This window comes from Burkholderia sp. Ac-20353, from assembly GCF_017104785.1.
In the GTDB taxonomy this organism is placed as follows: Bacteria; Pseudomonadota; Gammaproteobacteria; order Burkholderiales; family Burkholderiaceae; genus Burkholderia.
In genome coordinates this window covers 1-20,339 of the sequence record NZ_JAAGPL010000111.1, presented here as the reverse complement: position 1 = coordinate 20,339, position 20,339 = coordinate 1, and the positions used below count along the sequence as shown (strand labels likewise).

General features: G+C 65.8%; 21 protein-coding genes. 7 read left to right on the top strand and 14 right to left on the bottom strand.

Annotated features, from left to right (window positions below; genetic code table 11):
- The first annotated feature begins 11 nt into the window (after positions 1-11).
- The gene (gene atpC / locus G3N94_RS26390; protein WP_205795477.1) at positions 12-476 is read left to right on the top strand and encodes an ATP synthase F1 subunit epsilon; all 465 of its coding nucleotides are present in this window, start codon (positions 12-14) and stop codon (positions 474-476) included.
- Between the two features lie 64 nt (positions 477-540).
- On the opposite strand, the gene G3N94_RS26385 is transcribed toward atpC, so the two are convergent.
- The 5 genes from G3N94_RS26385 to G3N94_RS26365 form a co-directional block, all read right to left on the bottom strand.
- Positions 541-759 carry a DUF1653 domain-containing protein gene (locus tag G3N94_RS26385; RefSeq protein WP_205795476.1) on the bottom strand — a complete coding sequence of 73 codons (219 nt, stop codon included), beginning with the start codon at positions 757-759 and terminating at the stop codon, positions 541-543.
- A 52-nt stretch (positions 760-811) separates the two neighbouring features.
- The gene (locus tag G3N94_RS26380) at positions 812-1,255 is read right to left on the bottom strand and encodes a GNAT family N-acetyltransferase (RefSeq protein WP_205795475.1); all 444 of its coding nucleotides are present in this window, start codon (positions 1,253-1,255) and stop codon (positions 812-814) included.
- Positions 1,228-2,115, bottom strand: a complete 888-nt coding sequence (locus G3N94_RS26375) for a Fic family protein (protein ID WP_205795474.1) — start codon at positions 2,113-2,115, stop codon at positions 1,228-1,230. Before G3N94_RS26375 ends, G3N94_RS26380 begins: the two co-directional genes overlap by 28 nt.
- Positions 2,116-2,211: 96 nt before the next feature.
- Positions 2,212-3,291: a TIGR03118 family protein gene (locus tag G3N94_RS26370; protein ID WP_205795473.1), complete on the bottom strand. Its 1,080-nt coding sequence runs from the start codon at positions 3,289-3,291 to the stop codon at positions 2,212-2,214.
- A 75-nt stretch (positions 3,292-3,366) separates the two neighbouring features.
- Positions 3,367-4,035 carry a c-type cytochrome gene (locus G3N94_RS26365; protein ID WP_205795472.1) on the bottom strand — a complete coding sequence of 223 codons (669 nt, stop codon included), beginning with the start codon at positions 4,033-4,035 and terminating at the stop codon, positions 3,367-3,369.
- 225 nt (positions 4,036-4,260) lie between these two features.
- On the opposite strand from G3N94_RS26365, the gene G3N94_RS26360 reads away from it, so the two are divergent.
- Both G3N94_RS26360 and G3N94_RS26355 read left to right on the top strand, forming a co-directional pair.
- Positions 4,261-5,550, top strand: coding sequence for an MFS transporter (locus G3N94_RS26360; protein ID WP_205795471.1), 1,290 nt, complete (start codon positions 4,261-4,263; stop codon positions 5,548-5,550).
- 70 nt (positions 5,551-5,620) lie between these two features.
- Complete coding sequence (locus tag G3N94_RS26355; protein ID WP_205795470.1) at positions 5,621-6,412, top strand: substrate-binding domain-containing protein; 792 nt, start codon at positions 5,621-5,623, stop codon at positions 6,410-6,412.
- Positions 6,413-6,490: 78 nt separating this feature from the next.
- Here G3N94_RS26355 and dctA read toward each other — a convergent pair whose 3' ends face one another.
- On the bottom strand, positions 6,491-7,810 hold the full coding sequence (gene dctA / locus G3N94_RS26350) for a C4-dicarboxylate transporter DctA (RefSeq protein ID WP_205795469.1): 1,320 nt from the start codon (positions 7,808-7,810) through the stop codon (positions 6,491-6,493).
- The gene (locus tag G3N94_RS26345) at positions 7,807-8,739 is read right to left on the bottom strand and encodes a LysR family transcriptional regulator (protein ID WP_205795468.1); all 933 of its coding nucleotides are present in this window, start codon (positions 8,737-8,739) and stop codon (positions 7,807-7,809) included. Before G3N94_RS26345 ends, dctA begins: the two co-directional genes overlap by 4 nt.
- Positions 8,740-8,879: 140 nt before the next feature.
- Here G3N94_RS26345 and G3N94_RS26340 point away from each other — a divergent pair, with 140 nt between their 5' ends.
- Positions 8,880-9,503 carry an HAD hydrolase-like protein gene (locus G3N94_RS26340; RefSeq protein WP_205795467.1) on the top strand — a complete coding sequence of 208 codons (624 nt, stop codon included), beginning with the start codon at positions 8,880-8,882 and terminating at the stop codon, positions 9,501-9,503.
- 262 nt (positions 9,504-9,765) lie between these two features.
- Complete coding sequence (locus G3N94_RS26335) at positions 9,766-10,338, top strand: DUF4142 domain-containing protein (protein ID WP_205795466.1); 573 nt, start codon at positions 9,766-9,768, stop codon at positions 10,336-10,338.
- A 125-nt stretch (positions 10,339-10,463) separates the two neighbouring features.
- Here the strand turns inward: G3N94_RS26335 and G3N94_RS26330 are convergent, their stop codons facing one another.
- The 6 genes from G3N94_RS26330 to G3N94_RS26305 form a co-directional block, all read right to left on the bottom strand.
- Positions 10,464-11,828, bottom strand: coding sequence for a TolC family outer membrane protein (locus G3N94_RS26330; protein WP_205795465.1), 1,365 nt, complete (start codon positions 11,826-11,828; stop codon positions 10,464-10,466).
- A 29-nt stretch (positions 11,829-11,857) separates the two neighbouring features.
- The gene (locus G3N94_RS26325; RefSeq protein WP_205795464.1) at positions 11,858-13,363 is read right to left on the bottom strand and encodes a DHA2 family efflux MFS transporter permease subunit; all 1,506 of its coding nucleotides are present in this window, start codon (positions 13,361-13,363) and stop codon (positions 11,858-11,860) included.
- A gap of 23 nt (positions 13,364-13,386) precedes the next feature.
- On the bottom strand, positions 13,387-14,508 hold the full coding sequence (locus tag G3N94_RS26320; protein WP_205795463.1) for an HlyD family secretion protein: 1,122 nt from the start codon (positions 14,506-14,508) through the stop codon (positions 13,387-13,389).
- Positions 14,509-14,762: 254 nt separating this feature from the next.
- Positions 14,763-15,524: an AraC family transcriptional regulator gene (locus G3N94_RS43275; protein WP_205795462.1), complete on the bottom strand. Its 762-nt coding sequence runs from the start codon at positions 15,522-15,524 to the stop codon at positions 14,763-14,765.
- Between the two features lie 179 nt (positions 15,525-15,703).
- Positions 15,704-16,303 carry a GNAT family protein gene (locus tag G3N94_RS26310; RefSeq protein WP_205795461.1) on the bottom strand — a complete coding sequence of 200 codons (600 nt, stop codon included), beginning with the start codon at positions 16,301-16,303 and terminating at the stop codon, positions 15,704-15,706.
- A 104-nt stretch (positions 16,304-16,407) separates the two neighbouring features.
- On the bottom strand, positions 16,408-17,328 hold the full coding sequence (locus tag G3N94_RS26305; RefSeq protein ID WP_205795460.1) for a LysR family transcriptional regulator: 921 nt from the start codon (positions 17,326-17,328) through the stop codon (positions 16,408-16,410).
- A 103-nt stretch (positions 17,329-17,431) separates the two neighbouring features.
- Between G3N94_RS26305 and lysA the strand changes: the two genes are divergently transcribed.
- Positions 17,432-18,685 (top strand): diaminopimelate decarboxylase, encoded by a 1,254-nt coding sequence (gene lysA, locus G3N94_RS26300; RefSeq protein WP_205795459.1) that lies wholly within the window; start codon positions 17,432-17,434, stop codon positions 18,683-18,685.
- A gap of 150 nt (positions 18,686-18,835) precedes the next feature.
- Here the strand turns inward: lysA and G3N94_RS26295 are convergent, their stop codons facing one another.
- Positions 18,836-19,531, bottom strand: a complete 696-nt coding sequence (locus G3N94_RS26295; RefSeq protein ID WP_205795458.1) for a YafY family protein — start codon at positions 19,529-19,531, stop codon at positions 18,836-18,838.
- A 76-nt stretch (positions 19,532-19,607) separates the two neighbouring features.
- Here G3N94_RS26295 and G3N94_RS26290 point away from each other — a divergent pair, with 76 nt between their 5' ends.
- A complete protein-coding gene (locus tag G3N94_RS26290) occupies positions 19,608-19,976 on the top strand; it encodes a VOC family protein (protein WP_205795457.1) in 369 nt (122 codons plus the stop codon).
- Positions 19,977-20,339 lie beyond the last annotated feature (363 nt).

Sequence of the window (20,339 nt, the reverse complement as noted above, 5' to 3'; positions counted from 1 at the left end):
AGGAGGCGTAGATGGACACGTCGATGAAACTCGCGATTCTCAGCATCGAGCAGGTGCTGTATTCCGGCGACGCGCACTTCGTCAGCGTGCCCGGCGAAAGCGGCGAACTCGGGATCTATCCGCGGCATGCGCCGCTGCTCACGCGCATCCGGCCCGGTGTCGTGACGCTCGTCGATGCGCCGAGCGGCGAGCATCGCCGCATCCTGGTCGCGGGCGGCGTGCTCGAAGTCAGCCGCGAAGGCGTGACGCTGATCGCCGATCATGCGCTGCGCACGCCGGAACTGGATACGCTGCGCGCCCGTGAAGCGCGGCACGCGGCGGACGACTGGCGCCAGCGCTACGCGCGGGAAAACCGGCGTGCGTTCGACTTTGCGTCGGCGCGCGCGGAATTGATGGACGAGATCCGCCGCTTCTTCGCGCTGGCGATGCGGCCGAGCACGTCCACTGGCGGCAAGCCGGGCGGCGCTGGCGGCTAGCGCCAGTTCGTGCTCATACCGCTCGTTCCCGCAACGAAAAAACCCGGTTGGGACTGGCAGCCGCTCAGTCGCGCAGCTTGCGAAAGCGCGGCGTGCCGTCTTCGAGGGTTTCGTTGAACATCGCTTCCGGCCGCACCCACAGCCCGCGCGCATGCGGCCACAGATGCTCGTACACGACGAGCGATTCTTCCGTTTCGGAATGGCGTGCGACGCCGATCCAGCGGTACAGGCCGCCCTTGTAATGGCGGTGGGTCGCGAGTTGTTCGGCTTCCTGTTCGGTCATGGTGCGCTTCCTTCAGCGTGGCAGAAAGCGCGTATTGTATGCGCGCGGCCGGTCAGCGCGCCGTGTAGATGTCCGGCCGCCGCACTTCCATCACCCGCTCCGGATACGACAGCGGCTCGAAGCCGACCGGCCGGTACAGCGCGTGCGCGTCGGACGTCACGAGCATGATGCGGCGCAGCCCCTGCACCATGTCCTGCGCAAACACGTGGTCGATCAGTGCGCGGCCGTAGCCGTTGCCGCGTTCAGCAGGCAGCACGAACACGTCGCACAGGTACGCGAAGGTCGCGTGATCGGTGACGAGCCGCGCGAACCCGACCTGCCGCGCGCCGACGTATGCGCCGAAGCACAACGACCCGTCGATCGAGCGGTCGAACACGTCGCGCGGAATGCCGATCGACCAGTACGCTTCGCGATGCAGGAAGTCATAGATCGCGTCGACGTCGAGTTCGTGCTTGTCGGTCGAAAATCTCAGCGTGGCGGGGGTGGCAGCGGACACGTGGGTACTCCGTCGGGGTGGTTGGAAAAATGAACGGCGACGCGCTTCCCGGCCGGACCGGCGACCTCGGCACCGGAACGCGCGCTCGCGGGCCCTGTGGCATCGCGCAACCCGAGCGCGTCGAGATACGCGTGCAGCGAGCGCAGCACCGATTCCGCGACCACGCGCGTGATGTCGCCGAACTCGCCGCCGGCGCATGCGCGGTCCAGCGCGTCGTAGTAGGCAGGCCGGTCTTCGTCGCGAATGATCGCAGGCGGATAGCCGTCCTTCATCAGTTCGAAAGCGAGCAGCAGGCGTGCGGTCCGGCCGTTGCCGTCGACGAACGGATGGATCTTCAGCAGCCGCGCATGCAGTTCGGCCGCACGCGCGATCGGGGGCATCGCGCCGGCCTCGCGGTACCAGCCGATCAGCGCCGCCATTGCGGCGGGCAGGTCCAGGAAGCCAGGCGGCATCGCGCTCGCACCCGCGATCGCGACGTTCTCGTGGCGGTAGCGCCGCACGTCGCCGTCGCCGATCGTGTTCAGCACCAGCCGGTGAAGGTTGCGGATCTGCCGCTCGGACAGCGCCTCGCGCTTCGATACGATGTCTTCGGCATAGCGGATTGCGTCGCGATGATGCGTCGCGTCGACATGCTCGCGCAGGGTCTTGCCATCGACCGTGATGCAATTCAGCACGACCCGGGTCTCGCGCGGCGTCGGGGTGTCGCGCTCGATCGCGCTTGCGCTCGCGTGACCGGTCCATTCACGCACCAGTCTCTCGCGCAATAACGAGAGCGCTTCCCGCGACAGCGGGCGCGCGGCATCGAGCGTCGCCTTGTCGGCATCGATCGACTTCAGAAGCGTGGCGGGATGGCTGGACATCGGGCTTTCCGGAAACCGCGTTGGGTGTCAGCCAGTATATCTCCCGCCGCGCGTGCCCGCGCTGCGCTCGAACGCCGTCACGCCAGGCGCCGGCGATCACGGACCGACGTCGATGCGGCCATAGAGGCCGTCGGCTTTGCCGTTGGGTCCCGCGGCGAAGAACAGCGTGTTGACCGGTTGACTGTCGAGGCCATTGCCGAATGCCATGCCCTGCAGTCCCGGCTCGACGATCGCGCTGCCATCGCGTTGCTCGAGGGTCCCGAGCATGATCCCGGAAGTCGCATCGAACGCGTGGATCATGCCGTCACCGAAGTTGCCGATCAACATGGCGTTGCCGAAGCGGCCGAAGTCCGCGGGCGCCAAGGCCATGCCCCACGGCGCATTCAACGGCCCGCCCGTGGCGAAGCGCTGCAGGAATTGTCCCGACGGACTGAACACGTCGATCACGCCGAACCCCGCGCCGGCCACGTCATCGCGCGCCGCCGTATCCTGCTTCGCATAACTGACGAACAGTTTCGAGCCGATCGCCTGGATGCCGAACGGCGCAAACCCCGCCGGCAACGAAGGATCCTGGAACGCGCCGGCCGGCGTGACCCTGGCGAAGGTCCGGTCGAACACGTCGATCCGGTTGTTGTGGAAGTCCGTCGCGTACAGGAAGTTTGCGCCATTGTTGCTGGCCATCGCGAGCCCCTTGTAGACGGCGGCGCCGCCGCTATCGAACACCGTGACGGCCGACGTCGGGTTGACCGCCGGCGACCATGCGGCGAGGGTCCCGCCCTCGCCAGCGAAGATGAAGGCCGCAGGCCCCGATTTGGCGCCCTGGGTCACCATGAAGTCGGTCGTGCCGTTGAACACGATGCCGGTCGGATCGGCGGCGCCGTGCGTGCCAGGCGGGATCGTCACGACCAGCGACTGCGGCACGCCATTGCCATCGTAGAGCGTCGCGCGCTGCGTGCCGTTATCCGCGACCCAGGCGAAGCCCTTGGGATTGAAGGCAATGCCCCACGGATTCTTCAGGTTGGCATCGACGTGAGCCGCCGGAAGCGCGCCGTCAGAGACCAGCGCGCTGACCTGGTACTGCCTGATATGGGAGGAACCGCCGCCGCCGCACGCGACGACGCTCGCCAATATGACAGCCGCCGTCACAGCGGCAAACGACGCATGGACCCGTTTCATGGTGGCGCTCCGAACGCGAACGAACCGCTAGTAAACGGACAGGCGGTCGGGTTTATTCCGTCCGTCACGGTCGCTTCACTCGCGGCTTTGCTCGCTGACCGCAGCGGCGCCCGTCGTAAGCGCCTCCAGGTAAGCGGCTACCGCTCGCGTTTCCTGCTCCGACAAGTTGTCCGAGACAGCCTTCATCGGTTCGCCGCGCGGCCTCTGCCCGTCATGTCGAAAAACCGATAGTTGCTTCACGATGTAATCGGCGTGTTGACCTGCGAGTCGCGGTACTTCACCCGCGCCCTCGCCATGCAGGCCATGACAACTGCTGCATGCAACCACGCCCTTGTTCGGCAAGCCTGACGCAAAAATCACGCGGCCCGTGTTGGCAAGCGGCGGATCGCCGGATTTGCCGGGCGCAGGAGGCTGGCTGGAGAAGTACGCGGCAATCTGCCCGATCTGTGTGTCGCTCAAATGCGTGAACCCCCACATGAATTTCCGTGCATTCGGGTCGGAGCGGCGATGATTCCTGAAGTCCGTCAGTTGGGCGATCAAATATTCCCTCGGCTGCGCGGCCAGTTTGGGAAACATCGGGGACACCGACACGCCGTTCACGCTGTGACAGCTCGAACACACTTGCCGCGCAATGGTTCTTCCAGCGACGGTCGAATCGTCGATCGCCCGCGACCGCTCCAGGTCGTCACACCCTGCACCGGCCAACAGGATTGCCGGAAGGAGCCGTAGCACGATGCGTTTCATTTCACACACCCCCGGGGCATCACGCGTTTCACTGATGGCCTAAACGAACGGGCAGGCCGCTTTATTCCGGCACATCCTCTTCAGGCCGCCTCGGCCGATTGATAGCACTCACGCATCAATCCTTCGAAAAAATGCACTTCACGCGGCTGCCGATCCGGATGACCATGTGCACTTCGTCCCGGCGCAGCCCGGACGCCGTCCAATGAAATATCCGGAGACAACCCGATGTCACATCCCGTGGCCACCCCCGCCCCGTCCAGGGCCGCGGCCGTATTCCGCGTCACTGCCGGCAACTTCCTCGAGCAGTTCGACTTCTTCCTGTTCGGTTTCTATGCGACGCAGATCGCATCGGTGTTCTTTCCGTCGAGCAGCGAGTTCGCGTCGCTGATGATGACCTTCGCGGTATTCGGCGCGGGCTTCCTGATGCGCCCGCTCGGCGCGATCGTGCTAGGCGCGTACATCGACGAGGTCGGCCGCCGCAAGGGGCTGATCGTCACGCTGTCGATCATGGCAAGCGGCACGATCCTGATCGCGTTCGTGCCCGGTTACGCATCGATCGGCCTGCTCGCGCCGGCCGCCGTGCTCGCCGGCCGCCTGCTGCAGGGCTTCTCCGCCGGCGCGGAGCTGGGTGGCGTATCCGTCTATCTCGCGGAAATGGCGACGCCCGGCCGCAAAGGCTTCTACACGAGCTGGCAGTCGGCGAGCCAGCAGGTGTCGATCGTCGTCGCGGCCGCGCTCGGCTTCGCGCTGAACCAGTGGCTCTCTGCCGCGCAGATCGCCGCATGGGGCTGGCGCGTGCCGTTCCTCGTCGGCTGCCTGATCGTGCCGGCGATCTTCATGCTTCGTCGCAATCTGCAGGAAACCGAAGAATATGCGCAGCGCCGCCATCGCCCGGCGATGCGCGAGGTGTTCGTGACGCTCGCGCGCAACTGGGTCGTCGTGCTCGGCGGCATGCTGCTCGTCGCGATGACGACGACGAGCTTCTACCTGATCACCGTCTACGCGCCGACCTTCGGCAAGACCGTGCTGCACCTGAGCACCGCGGACAGCCTGCTCGTGACGCTGTGCGTCGCCGTATCGAACTTCGTCTGGCTGCCGATCGGCGGCACGCTGTCGGACCGCTTCGGCCGCCGCCCGGTGCTGCTCGCGATGACCGCGCTGAACGTGCTGACCGCATACCCTGCGCTGTCGCTGCTCGCGCACGCGCCGAGCTTCGTCAACATGCTGATGGTGCTGCTGTGGCTGTCGTTCATGTATGGCATCTACAACGGCGCAATGGTCGCAGCACTGACCGAGGTGATGCCCGCCGACGTGCGCGTCGCCGGCTTCTCGCTCGCCTACAGCCTCGCGACCGCGGTGTTCGGCGGCTTCACGCCCGCGATCTCGACCGCGCTGATCCACTCGACCGGCGACAAGGCCGCGCCCGGTTTCTGGATGAGCTTCGCCGCCGCGTGCGCGTTCGGCGCGACGGTCCTGCTGTACAGCCGCCGCCGTGACGCGCTGCGCGCCGCGTGATCGGCCCGGCGGCTCACTCGCGCGCGGCGCCAGTGCGCCGCGCTTTCTCCCGACTTCAGGATCCCGAACGATGAACACCCGATCGCTCTCGCGCCGCGCGGCAATCTGGCTCGCCGCCGCCGCGCTCGCGTCCGTCGCGCTCCACGCCCGCGCCGCCGAACTGCACGTGATGATTTCAGGCGGCTTCACGGCCGCCTACCAGCAGCTCGGCCCCGGCTTCACCGCCGCGACCGGCGACACGCTCGACACGATTCGCGGCCCGTCGATGGGCCAGTCGAAGGAGGCGATTCCGAACCGCCTCGCGCGCGGCGAGCAGGCCGACGTGCTGATCATGGTCGGCTACGCGCTCGACCAGTTGATCCAGGAAGGCAAGGTGATTCCGGCGTCGCGCGTCGAACTCGCCGATTCGCGAATCGGCATGGTCGTGCGCGCGGGCGCGCCGAAGCCGGACATCGACACCGTCGACGGGCTGAAGGACGTGCTGCTGCGCGCGAAATCGGTCGCATACTCGGACAGCGCGAGCGGCGTCTACATCGAGAAGGAAATGTTCAGGAAGCTCGGTATCGATACGCAGGTTCGCCCGAAGGCATCGATGGTGCCGAAGATTCCGGTCGCATCGGTCGTCGCGAACGGCGACTACGAGATCGGCTTCCAGCAGGTCAGCGAACTGCTGCCCGTGCAGGGCGCCGCGTACGTCGGCAAGGTGCCCGAATCGGTGCAGTCGGTCACGCGCTTCGCGGGCGGCATCCCGGTCGGCGCCGCACATGCGGATGACGCGAAGAAGCTGCTCGACTATCTCGCGTCACCGCAAGCGCAGCCGGTCGTACGGGCGACCGGGCTCGATTCGGTGACGACGCGCTGACGACGCCGGCGCTGCGCACGCGCCCGGAATTGCACCCGGTATTGCGCCGGGCTTCATTGCGACGTGCGATCGCGCTAATCACGGACGTCCGGTGCGCCGCGGCGGGCAGGATGCGGCAAGCTGCGCAGGCGGCTGTGCTGCGTCGAGCGCTTCACGCAGCCGCGCGCGATCGCAGCCCCGCTGCCAGATCGACACGACGACCACCGCGCACGCATTGCTGATCACGCTCGTCAATGCACGCGCCTCCGACATGAAGCGGTCGATGCCGACCAGCAACGCGACGCCCGCGACCGGCAGGTCGGGCACCACCGTCAGCGTCGCGATCAGCGCGACGAGCCCGCTGCCCGACACGCCCGCCGCGCCCTTCGACGTGATCAGCATCACCGCGAGCAGCGTCGCGACCTGCGCTGCGGACAGCGGCACGTCGCACGCCTGTGCGATGAACAGCGCGGCGAGCGTCAGGTAGATCGCGGTGCCGTCGAGATTGAACGAATACCCGGCGGGCAGCACGATGCCGACCACGCCCTTGTCGCAGCCGAGCACCTCGAGCTTCACGAGCAAACGCGGCAGCACCGGCTCCGTCGACGACGTCGCGAGCACGATCAGCAATTCCTCCCGCAGATAGCGCAACAGCCGCCAAAGCGAGAAACCATGCAGGCGCGCGAGTGGCGCGAGCACGAGCATCACGAATAGCGCACACGCGAGATACATCGCGACGATCAGCTTGCCGAGCGAGCCGAGCGAATCGACACCGAAGCGCCCGACCGCGAACGCGATCGCGCCGAACGCGCCGAGCGGCGCGAGCCGCATCACGAGCGCGAGGACGCGGAACAGCACACGCGCGACACCCTCGACGACCGCATGCACGATGCCGTCGCGCCCTTCGGTCGCAGCGAGCGCGAAGCCGAACAGCAGCCCGACCAGCAACACCGGCAGCACGTCGCCGGTGGCGAACGCGCCGACGAGCGTATCGGGGATGACCTGCAGCAGGAACGACGCGACGCCCGTCGCCGGCGCGCGTACCGTGAACGACGCAAGTGCCGACGCATCGAGATGACGTGCCGCGACATGCAGGCCGTCACCCGGCCGCGCGGCCCACGCGATCGCGAGCCCCACGGCGAGCGCGGCCGCAGTCAGCGCGTAGAACAGCGCGAGCGCCTTGACGATCGTGCGGCCGATGCGTGCGCCGTCGCCGACCGCATTGATGCCCGTCACGATCGTGCAGAACACGATCGGCGCGACCATCATCCGCACGAGCGCGACGAACGCGTCGCCGAGCGGCTTGAGCGCGATGCCCACGTGCGGGAACACATGCCCGACCGCGACACCGAGCGCCATCCCGATCAGCACCTGCACGTACAGCAGCCTGAGCGGACGCAGCGGCCGCGGCAAGCTCACGCGCGATCTCCTGCCGCACGCTTGCGCCGCGCGGCCGGCTTGTGGTCATCGACCACATGCTGGAGAAATTCCTGCGCGGCCGGCGTCAGCGTGCGGCCGCGCCGCCGCACGATGCCAACGCGCCGCGTGACGACCGGATCGACGAGCGGCACGCTCGTCAGGATCGGATGCGTCGACAGCGGCATCGCCATCGACGGCACCGCCGCGACGCCAAGGCCCGCCTCGACAAGCCCGAGCATCGTCGTTACGTGTCGCGTCTCGCAGACGCTCGGCGCACGCGGCGCGATGCCCGCGAGCGCCTGGTCGAGCAGCAGCCGGTTGCCGGAGGTCTTGTCGACCGACACATAGTCGTACTCGTATAGCTCGCGCCAGGTCACGCGCTTCTTCGCGGCGAGCGGATGATCGCGCCGGCATGCAACGACGAAGCGCTCCTCGAGCAGCGTCGTGAATTCGACGTCCGCTTCCTGGCTTCCCATGAAGCCGACCCCGAAGTCGGCCTCGCCGCTCATCACCGTGTCGAGCACCTCGTTCGCGCTCGCGTCGATCAGCTTGATACGGATCCTTGGGTAGCGGGTGCGGAAACGCGCGATCGTGTTCGGCAGGAAGTAATACGCGACCGACGGCACGCACGCGATCGTCACGTGGCCGAGCCGGCTCGACGACACGTCGCGGATGCCGAGCAGCGCGGCGTCGAGATCGTCGAGCACCTGCTCGGCGCTCGGCGCGAATACGCGTCCGACCGTCGTCAGCGTGACGCTGCGCGTCGTCCGCTCGAACAGCCGCACGCCCAGCGCTGCCTCGAGCTTCTCGATGCGCCGGCTCAACGCCGGCTGCGAAATGTTGATTGCGTCCGCCGCCTTGCGAAAGCTGCCGAGCTGAACCACCGCCCGGAAGGCCTGCAAGTCGGTGAGATCGAAATTAATGCCCACGCGCTGCCCGTATGCTGGTCTGATTGCCGATTGTGCTGATTGGTGCTGATTGGTGCGGCTATTCTGGGGCCTGCGCGCTCGCGCTGCAAATGCACGTCGACGAACCGATTACAATCGCGGCCACGCTCACCCCGCTTCTCATGACCTACCGACTGATCGCGTTCGACTTCGACGGCACGCTCGCCGACTCCTTCGACTGCTTCGTTGCAGCGTTGTCGGAAGCGTCGCGCCTGCACGGATTCCGCGACGTCGACGACGCGCTGATCGCGACGCTGCGCGGCCTGTCCGCGCGCGACATCATTCGCGCGCTCGAAGTGGCGCCATGGAAGGTACCGCAAGTGACGATCGACATGCGCCGCCTGATGCAGCGGCGCATTGCCGACGTATCGCTGTTTCCGGGCGTCGCCGACACCTTCGGCGCGCTCGCGGCGCGCGGCGTGAAAATCGCGATCGCGACGTCGAACACCGAAGCGGTCGTGCGCGACCGGCTCGGCGCACCGGCATGCGATCACGTCGCCCACTTCGCATGCGGGATTTCGCTGTTCGGCAAGTCGCGGCGGCTGCGCGCGCTCGCACGCGAAGCAGGCCTGCGCAGCGGCGAGATGCTGTACGTCGGCGACGAGATCCGCGATGCGGATGCCGCGCGCCGCGCGAACGTCGCCTTCCAGGGCGTCGCGTGGGGCTACACCGCGCCCGGCACGTTGCAGATGCATTGCGCGACGCCGCTGCTGACGCGCATCGACGCGTTGCTCGACATCGTGTGACGCGCGGCACGCGCATCCCCCTGCAGCACAAACGATGACATTCGCCATCGCGCGTCGAATCGTCTTACCAAACGTTACACAAGCGACAGCGTCGTATCACCTGCTCGCCACCCCCTCTCCTAGAATCGGTCGGGCCGGTTCCCCCTGCGGTTGCCGCCGCGGCAGAACGGCAACCGGACCGGCCCGGGCTTGCGCCCGGCCTCTCGCACAGCCACGGATGATCCTATCCGTTCCTCAACGAACCCGATCGAAAGGAGGTTCCATGAGCCGTTTTTCCACTGCTTCCCGTCTTGCCCTGTCTGCCGCCGGCCTTCTGCTGGTCGCGGTGACCGCCAATGCGCAGAGCGCGCAACCGACCCAGCCGGCCAAGCCGGCGGCCGGCGAAACGCGTATCCACGAGGCTGACCAGGCATTCATCACTGACGGTACGAAAGTCGTGTCGACGCAGCACGACGCGGCAAGAATTGCCGATTCGCGCACGTCGGACAGCCAGGTCAAGGCGTTCGCGCAACGCATCGTCACCGACGACGAGAAGATCATCCAGGCGATGCGCGCCGCAAGCCCGCGCGGTGTCGACGTGCCGCACAACGATCCGGACACCGCCGCGCTCGACAGCATCAAGAACCTGCGCGGCGCCGAATTCGACAAGGCATACCTCGAGCAGGTCGCGCTGAGCGGCGAGCAGAAGGCGATCTCGGTGTTCCAGGCCGAGATCGCGTCGGGCCGCGACACGAAGCTGAAGGAAGTCGCACGCCAGTCGCTGCCGATCCTGCAGGCGCATTACGCGGAAGCGCAGAAGCTCGCGCAGCGTCATCACCTCGCATCGGCGCAGTAATCGGCGCAGTAACGCGCCCGGCATGCCGCGCGTAGCGCGGCTGCTTTCTTCCCGCTGTCTTCTTCCCGCTGTGCCGCCGCCGGTCCCTCTCCCGGCGGCGCTTTCTGCATGGGGAAAGTACAACGTCACCGGATCTGCGGGCGCTTGTCGAGCAATGCGTTGATCCGTTCCAGTTCGCCGACGTCCAGCCGACCCACCGCTGCTTTCAACTGAAGCTCGGCCAACAGCGTGTCGAACCGGGCCTGCGACAACTGCTGGCGCGTACTGGTCACCTGCTGCTCGGCATTGAGCACGTCACTGGTGACGCGCGTACCAACCTCATACGCGAGCTGGTTGGACTTCAGTGTCGTTTCGCTCGACCTGAGCGCCTGTTGCAGCGCCTTGATCCTGTTGATCCCGCTCAGGATCGACAAGTAAGCCTGGCGCGCACGCAAGCTCGCATTGCGCCGCAGGTCCTCGTACTCGTCCTCCTGCTTGCTCTTTAGCGCGGCTGCTTCCTTCGCGCGTGCGTTGATGCCGCCGCCCGCGAAGATCGGAATCATCAGCTGAAGGCCCACCGTGGTCTGGTTGATCCGGTTCGACGGAATCGGGAAGTCGAAGATGACGCCGCCGCCTTGCGACAAACGTCCCTGCCCCACCACAAGGTCGAGCGTCGGCAGATGTCCCGCCCGTTGCTTGTCCATCTCCTTGCCGGCCATCCGCACGGCGATCCCCGCGGCCTGCACGTCGAGATTGTCCTGCGTGGCGGCAAGCGACCAGTCGTCGATCGCCGCAGGTTGCGGCAAATCGATCCGCGCATCCGCGCGCAGCGCGGCGAGACCGGCTGGCAACACGCCAGCGAGTTGCCGCAACGCCTCGAGCCTCAGTTGCAGTTCACTCGCCGCCGCGATCACCTGCGCATTCGCGAGATCAAAACGTGCCTGCACGTCATGCACGTCCGGCAACGTCGCCGTGCCCGCCTTGTAATGGCCGTCGACCATCTTCTTCTGGCGCGCAAGCGTCTGCTGCTGCGCCTGCGCCGTTTGCAACGCCTCGCGCGCGAGCAGCACGTCGAAGTAGGTCTTCGTGACACGCAAGATCAGGTCCTGACGGGCCGACTCGAGCCGCATCTCGGCATTCGCAATCGTCAGCTTGCTCTGATCGTATTGGATCAGGTTCTGCATCCGGAATAGCGGCTGGGTCAATACGACCGCGTAGCCGTTCGCATTGAAGCTGCTGTCGATCGCCGGCGGAGCGTAATGCTCGTTGGTCCAGCTGGTCATCGCATGCAGCGACACCTGTGGCAATAGTCCCGCACGGGCCTGCCCCAGCTTCTGGCGAGTCGCTTCGACCTGCGCTTTCGCGCTTGAAAATTTCATGTCGTTCGACAGCGCACTGCGGTACACATCAAGCAGATCCTCCGCGCGCGCTGCCCCACCGATCGCGAGCACGGTGACGAGCACGCAGACAGACATCCGACGCGAGCCGTCGTTGAACAAGGCACAGAACATGACGATCATCCGTGAGAGCGGTGACGCATTCATCGGCGGCGCATCAGCAAGGTCATCGGTATGCCGAACGCCATCACGATGCCGAAGATCGCGAACAGCATGTCGAATGCGAGCATCCGGCTCTGCCGCAGCGTCTGCAGGTAAGGCAGCGCGGCCATCCCCTGCGTACGGCTTTCGAATGCGACGGTCAGAAAGCGTGGATCGGCAAGCAGCGCACTCCAGCTGCTGCGCAAGATGCTCTGCTCCGTCACGTGGGTCGACAGCTCCGCATAGCGGACCCATGACCAGCGCGCAAGCATCGTCGCGGCAATCGCGATCCCGACGCTTCCGCCGAGTTGCCGCATCAGGTTCAGCACGCCGGACGCACCCGAGATCAGGGTGGGGCCGAGCCTGCGCAGCGCCAGGTTGGTTAGCGGAACGAAGATCATCCCGAGCCCGAAGCCACGAATCACAAGCGGCCAGAAAAACGATTCAGTGGAATTGTCGAGCGTGAACTGCGAATGCAGATACATCGCATAGCAGTAGAGACCTATGCCGATCGTGATGAAGACACGCTCGTCGAGCTTGTTCTCCTGCGACAGCTTGCCGATCACGAGTGTGCTGACCGCACTCGCGAGCGCGCCCGGAAAGATGATCAGCCCGCTCTGATAAGGGCTCTGATGCATGAGCGTCTGCAGATACAGCGGCACCATGAACAGCGTGCTGTAAAGCCCGAACCCGACGCAAAACGCGCAGATCGAGCCGAGCATGAACTGCCGGTCGAGGAACAGCCGCGTGTTCACGACCGGATTGCGGATGCGTGGCTCGTACCAGAAGAACAGCACGAGGCTCACACCGCTGATCAGCAGGCATGCCCATGCGTTGACCGAGTCGAACCAGTCCCAGTGCTCGCCGCGCTCCAGCAGGATCTGCAGCGTCCCGACTCCGGCCGCGAGCAATGCGAAGCCGGCATAGTCGATCTGCTCCGGTTTGACCTCGTTCTGCGAATCGGCAACGAACGCCAGGGAGAGCAGGATCGCCGCCGCACCAATCGGAACATTGATCAGGAAGATCCAGTGCCACGAATAATGATCGATCAGGTAGCCGCCGATCGTCGGGCCGAGCGTCGGCCCCATCATCACGCCGATTCCATAAACGGCAAGCCCGGTGCTCACCCGCTCCTTCGGAAACACGTCATAGATCGCGGCCTGCGAGATGCCGAGCAGGCCGCCGCCCGCGAGCCCCTGCAACACGCGGCACGCAACGAGCTCCCACAACGCGGTGGAGGCGGCACAGCCTACCGACGCGAGCACGAACACGGCGATCGACGTCATGTAGTAGAGCCGGCGCCCGAAGTAGGCCGACAACCAGCCGCTGATCGGCAGAATCACGACGTTTGCGACGACGTAGCCGGTCGACACCCAGGCGATCTCGTCGACCGACGCGCCGAAACTGCCCATGAGATTCGGCACCGCCACATTGACGATCGTGACGTCGAGCAGTTCCATCATCGACGCCAGCGTAACAGTCAGTGCCACGAGGTAAGGCATGAGCATGCGAGTCCCTCCCGAAGCACGGATCATGCGCCGTCACCGGCGGTACGAATCCGCACGAACGCACTCATGCCGGGACGCAGCGGCGTAGCGCGCTCGCTCGTACCATGTTTGAGCACGATCTTCACCGGAATGCGCTGCACGACCTTGGTGAAGTTGCCGGTCGCGTTCTCCTGCGGCAGCAGCGAGAATTTCGATCCGGTAGCCGAACCGATGCTCTGCACAACGCCGTCGAACGCTTGGCCCGGATACGCATCGACGACGATTTGCGCCGTCTGACCCACCTTCACCCTACCCACGTCGGTTTCCTTGAGATTCGCGACTATCCAGACATCGTCGAGATCCGTGACGCTCATCAACTGCTGACCGACGACGACAAACTGCCCGGGCTGGACGTCCTTCCTAGACACGACGCCATTGCGCGGTGCAGTCAGGCGGCTGTCGGCGAACTGGATTCGCGCGATCTCGAGTCGCGCCTTCGCGGCGTCGATCCGGTAGCCTTGCGTCTTCAGCTCGGCCTTCTGCGCCAGTACGCCTTCGTAGGCCGCCTGCGACGTACTGCGCGCAGCGTCGACACTGTGCGCGAGCGTGTCGGCGCGCGTGCGCGCGGCATCGAGCGCCTGGCGGGTCATCATCCCTTGCGCGGCCAGTTGCCGGGCACGCCCATAGTCGGCCTGCGCATTGGTCAGGCTGGCCTGCAACTGCTGAATCGACGCACGCGCCGCGTTCGTGTTCGCGGTAGCGGCGCGGACCTGACTGTCGAGCTGGCCGGGGCCGCCCGCCTTGCCGGCCGCCACCAGCAGCGCAGCGTACTCGGCGTCGGCCTGCTCGACACGCTGCGCAAATTCGCCGTCGCGCAGTTGCACCAACACAGTCCCTGCGCGGACCGCGTCGTTGTCGCTGACGGGAACCGCTTGCACCGTTCCGGCCACCTTGGCACGGATCGGAATGATGACCCCTTCGACCGTGGCGTTATCGGTCGACACATAGGTGCCGGCGTCGCGCCAGCGCTGTACGCTGTAGACAACGATCCCGCCAATCACTACCACGGCGAACCCCAGGGTGATCCGCTGCTTCCTGTTCATTGGACGTACCATACAATGTGGATCAACTACGTGTGACACCGGGCGACAAACACCGCCCCTCACCCGTTACTATTATTTCGCAATACTTATCATTATCAGCATGGAATGGCAGACCTCGATTAAATTGAATGATATTTCTCAGGCGACCTGCCGCCACCCGTTGCAATCAGCAAATAGACGCGATACCCGCATACTGCGTCGTCATGCGCTGTCATCACGACGGACACCCACATCCGAAACGTCGTCGTTCGGACTTTACCGTCGTGCTAGCCGTTCGCCCGAGCCCGCCGACATCGCATCAAGCCACGACACCCTGCTTAAATGATGCCCTCGACGCACGCCGGATGCTTGAACGAATCGCTTGCACTGCGCAACGGCGACATGGCCTGACCAGCCGTGATGCCGAACATCCGGCGCATCGTGCGAGCCAGATGGGCTTGATCGGAAAAGCCGCCGTCGATCGCGGCGTCGGCGAGTGACGCACCGTTTGCGATCGCGCGGGCGCTGCGTTCGAGTTTTCGCCAGATCATCCATTGCGACAGCGGTACGCCGAGCTGGCGAAGCGCCAGCGAGCGCAACCGCGGCTCCGACAGTCCGACCGCCGCAGCAGCGCGCGCCATCGCGCCGAGATCGCCCTGATCATTGCGCAACATGTTGACCGCGAGCTGCAGACGCAAATCGAATGCAGGCGGGACATCGGGTATCCAACGACTTGATAATGCGGAGACGATAGCGGCGAATGAGTCCGGCCCGACATCTCGCGACAGCGTCGACGTGATGCTGTCGGTCACATCGGGCGGCAATTCGGCTATCCCCGCTTCGCCGAGCCTCGCCTGGAGTGCGCGCCCGAGCGGTGCGTGCGGCGATATGTAGAGGAAGGCGACGTTGTCTCCATCGGCGCGTGCGACGTGCTCGACACGCGGACCAATCATCACGCCCTTGCATTGGCATGGTCCGTCATGCGATTCGATGATGACGTTGCACCCGAGGCCGACGGCAAGCTGCGTTGCGATATGGGCATGCGGACTGTTTTGCCTGGCCATGCCGACGTAACCCGCCCAGAATTCGCCAAAGATCACGTTTCCCTGTCTCATAAGACGCCCCGGCGTTCTGAACGGTATGCGTTTCGAACGCTATCTCGAATTAAGAATCATTCCCATTCCGTAAAAAATACAATAGATCAGGCAGTATCATCAAGCGCCCCCTTTCCGTCGGCACCGGGCGTGCAGGATAGTGATCCCGCCTGTGCCATCCCGCCTCAGGTCGCAAGCCGACTCAGCAGCCTGTCCTTCACATCCGGCCACTCGTCATCGATGATGCTGAAGCGCACCGAGTTGCGCTTGCGGCCGTCCGGCATGATCCGTTCGTGGCGCACGATCCCCTCCTGCTTCGCACCGAGCCGCAGAATCGCGTCGCGCGATTTCTCGTTGAGCTCGTCGGTCGTGAACTGCACGCGCACGCACTGCAGCGTCTCGAACGCGTAGGTGAGCAACAGCCATTTCGCTTCCGTATTCACGCGCGAGCGCTGCACCGACGCGCTAAGCCACGTGTGACCGATCTCAAGCTTGCGGTTTTTGCGATCGATCTTCCAGAAGCGCGTGCTGCCGACGATCCGCCCCGTCGCACGCTCGACGATCACGTACGGCATCATGGTGCCCGCCGCGCGCCCCTGCAACGCGGTGGAGATATACGTGTCGATCGTGTCGGGCCCCGGCACGACGGTTACCTTGAGATTCCAGAGCTGCCCGTCGGCAGCGGCATCCAGCAGCGCCTGTGCATGCGACGTCTGCAGCGGCAACAGTTCGACGTGCGGCCCGGTCAGCGTCGGTTGATCATGCGTCGCGGCGGAAGATGACATGGCGGAGTTCGTTGAGGATGGCAATACCGCCATCATACTGGCCGCACCGGGTCACATCGGGGCACGCCAGGGCCAGCCCACACCGCGCCAAACCGCGCAACACTTCAACCGAGGTGCGCAGCAAGCCTCCGGCGAATCGCCTTCGCCTCGTCCCGCAGCGCGGCGGCGAACGCATCGACGAGCAAACTCTTCGGCCGGTGCTCGGGCACGATCACGCTGACCCGGTACGGGAACGAGCGCGTAAGCGGCCGGATCTGCAGGTCGCGCCCCGCGAAATCGAGCGCGGTCAGCGGATTGACGATTGCCGCGCCGAGCCCCTGCCGCACGAACGCGCACACCGATACGGCCGACGGCGTCTCGACGACCGAGCGCGGCGCGACGCCGAGCTGCGCGAACGCGTCGTCGATCATGATCCGGTACGGATCGTTCAGCGACAAACTGACGAACGGGCGATCCGCAAGATCCTCGAGATCGAGCGCGTCCTTCGCGAGCAGCGGATGGCCGTCCGGCAGCACGCACACCTCATCCGCCTCGAACAGCGGCGTGAGCACGGTGCCGGCTGGCGCAACGTCGTGCTCGGTAAGCCCGAGGTCGTAACGCTGCGCGGTGAGCCACTCCTCGAGCACCGGCGACTCCTGCGTCGCGACCGACACACTGACGCCCGCGTGCGCCGCATGAAAACGCCGGCACGCGCCCGGCAGGATCGCATGCGAGAACGCGGGCAGCGCGATCACCGACAACTGGCCGTCGCGAAACTCGCGCAGCCGCGCGGCGGTCGCCGTGATGCGCTCGAGCCCCACATACGCGAGCCGCACGTCGTCGTACAGCGTGAGCGCGGCCATCGTCGGCCGCAGCCGCCCGTGCGTGCGCTCGAACAGCGCGAAGCCGACGATCTGCTCCATCCGCGCAAGCTCGCGGCTGATCGTCGGCTGCGACGTGTAGAGCATCTCGGCCGCGCGGGTCGCACTGCCCGTGACCATCAGCGCGCGGAACACCTCGATATGACGGTGAGTCAGCGTAGCCATGTATATCCCGAATGAATGGAATGTCGACAAAGCGGCATTTTACTGGATGACCAATCACGCGCATCATGTGGCCTATCCATTGCTTCGACCCGATCCGCTCATCATGTCCCTCGATTCCCGCCAGCTCGCGGCGCTCGCGCAGCAATACGGCACCCCGCTCTGGGTGTACGACGCCGACGTTATCCGCGACCGCATCGCGCAACTGCGTCAGTTCGACACGATCCGCTACGCGCAGAAGGCGTGTTCGAACATCCACATCCTGAAGCTGATGCGCGACGAAGGCGTGCATGTCGACGCGGTGTCGCTCGGCGAAATCGAGCGCAGCCTCGCGGCGGGCTTCCGCGCCGATGGCGATCCCGCGACTGGCGCGCCGGAAGGCGTCGTGTTCACCGCGGACCTGATCGACCGTCCGACGCTCGCGACGGTGCTGAAGCACGGCGTGACGGTGAACGCGGGCTCGCTCGACATGCTTGCGCGCGTCGGCGCAGCGGCCCCCGGCCATCGCGTGTGGCTGCGCATCAATCCCGGCTTCGGCCACGGCCACAGCAACAAGACCAACACCGGCGGCCCGCAGAGCAAGCACGGGATCTGGATCGACGACGTGCCGCGTGCGATCGAGATCGTGCGCCAGTACGGGCTCGAGCTGGTCGGCATCCACATGCACATCGGCTCGGGCGTCGACTACGGCCACCTGTCGCAGGTGTGCGACGCGATGGTCGATCTCGTCACGTCGCTCGGCCACGACATCGAGGCGATCTCGGCGGGCGGCGGGCTGTCGATCCCGTACCGGAAAGACGAGCCGCGCGTCGACGTCGACCACTACTTCCGCCAGTGGGATGCCGCGCGCAAGCGGATCGAGCAGCATCTCGGCCACGCGGTACGCATCGAGATCGAGCCGGGACGCTTCCTCGTCGCCGAGGCGGGCACGCTCGTCACCGAGGTGCAGGCGGTCAACCGCCGGCCGAAGCACGACTTCGTGCTGATCGACGCGGGCTTCAACGACCTGATGCGCCCGGCGATGTACGGCAGCTATCACGGCGTGACGGTGCACACGCACGACGGCGCCGCGCCCGAGGGCCGGCCGCGCGTCGATATCGCGATCGCGGGGCCGCTGTGCGAATCGGGCGACGTGTTCACGCAGGACGCGGGCGGCGTGGTCACGCACCGGCATCTGCCGCAGCCGCAGATCGGCGACCTGCTGTTCCTGCACGACGCCGGTGCGTATGGCTCGTCGATGTCGTCGAACTACAACAGCCGGCCGCTCGCGCCGGAGGTGCTGGTCGATCGCGGCGAGCCGCGGCTGATCCGCCGCCGGCAGACGATCGACGAACTGCTCGCGCTCGAAACGTTCGCTTGACGTCCCATGGGCGGACGGCGATCAGCGCGTAAGTCCGCCTCCATACCGGGCAGTTTTCCGGGGGATGCGCCGCGGCGAATCCTGCCCTTCCCCTGCTCGATCGGGCTGCGCAAGATCGCGCCGCTTCGTGCATAAGCCGGCGGCGCGTTCCTACGCCGGAACGCGCACGTCCGCGCCCGCTTCCCGCCATGCTTTCAGCAACGCTGCGCGTCGCCGCGGATAGCGCTCGTCCAGACGTTCCATCGCGACGATGCGGTCAGTCCGGAAATGCCGGAAATCGTTCCTGAGTTCGCACCATGTCACCAGTATTCGCGCATCGTCGAAGTAACCCAGCGCAAACGGCCAGACGGTGCGCTCGGAGCGTCGCCCCCGGGCGTCGGCATACGTGACGCGCAGCTTCCGCTCGGTGCGGATCACGCGACGGATGTCGTCCATGTCGACGGTTTCCCGATCGGCGATCGTACGCGGACCGACGAGCAGCGTGGTGCTGTCCAGGTCGCGGCGCAGTTCGGCCGGCAGCACCGCGGAGATCTTCGCGAGCGCATCGGACGCCGCCGACGTCAATTGCACGTCGGCGAATTTCGCGACCCAGCGGAAACCGAGCGTCAGCGCTTCCAGTTCGGATTGCGAAAACATCAGCGGCGGCAGCATGTACCCGGGATGCAGCACATAGCCGATCCCCGGTTCGCCCTGGATATCCGCGCCCTGGGCCTGCAACGACGCGATGTCGCGATAAAGGGTGCGCAGGCTGATGCCGAGTTCCTGCGCGAGCACGCGGCCGCTGACCGGCCCGTGGTGGCGTCGCAGGGCCTGCAGCAGCGACAGAAGGCGTTCGGAGCGTGTCATGGTTCAATGCTGCCATTTTCTGGCAGTGTCGTCCAATAGAATGGTTCGCATCTCAACCCGCTCAGGACGATCTCGTATGGCTTCGCCGAACCTTGTTCTTCTCTATGTCGACGACCCGGCGCGTAGCGTCGCGTTTTATGAAAAGCTGTTCGGGCGTGCGCCCCTCGCTGCGTTCCCGACCTATGCGGCATTCAAGTTCGACAACGGGCTTCATGTCGGCCTGTGGTCGACGACCGCACGTGATTTCGTTTCGAACGGCACCGGACATCGCGCCGAGCTCGCGTTCATGGTCGACAGCGATGCGGAGGTCGACCGGATCTACGCAGCCTGGAAGGCGCTCGACGTGCGGATCGAGCAGGCGCCGATGACGGCCGTGTTCGGGCGGACCTTCGTCGCGCTCGATCCCGACGGACATCGCTTGCGCGTCTGCACGCCGGACGACTGAGCGCCGTCTGCGGCACCGCGTCTGACGCGCCGGCAACCGCGCTAAACACGCGTCGCCCGGCCACGCAGCCGAGGAACGGTTGCAGCCGCTGTAATCGCCGACGCGAGTGTTCGCACTGTTTACCGCGTCGCACGCGTCGCCTATGCTGACGCCGTAGCGTCACGAAAGCGCATCACGCTTCTCCCGAACGAATCTCTCGACAGGAGTCCGGCATGCGCATCATTCCCCCGCCCACCCGCGCGATGCGATTGCGTTGCGCCGTTCCGTGCCTGCCTCGCGCAGTACGTGCGGTACGTGCGCTCGTCGCCACGGCCGCGCTCGTCGCCGCGGCAGCCGCGCCGCCCGCCGCGCTCGCGGCAGGCG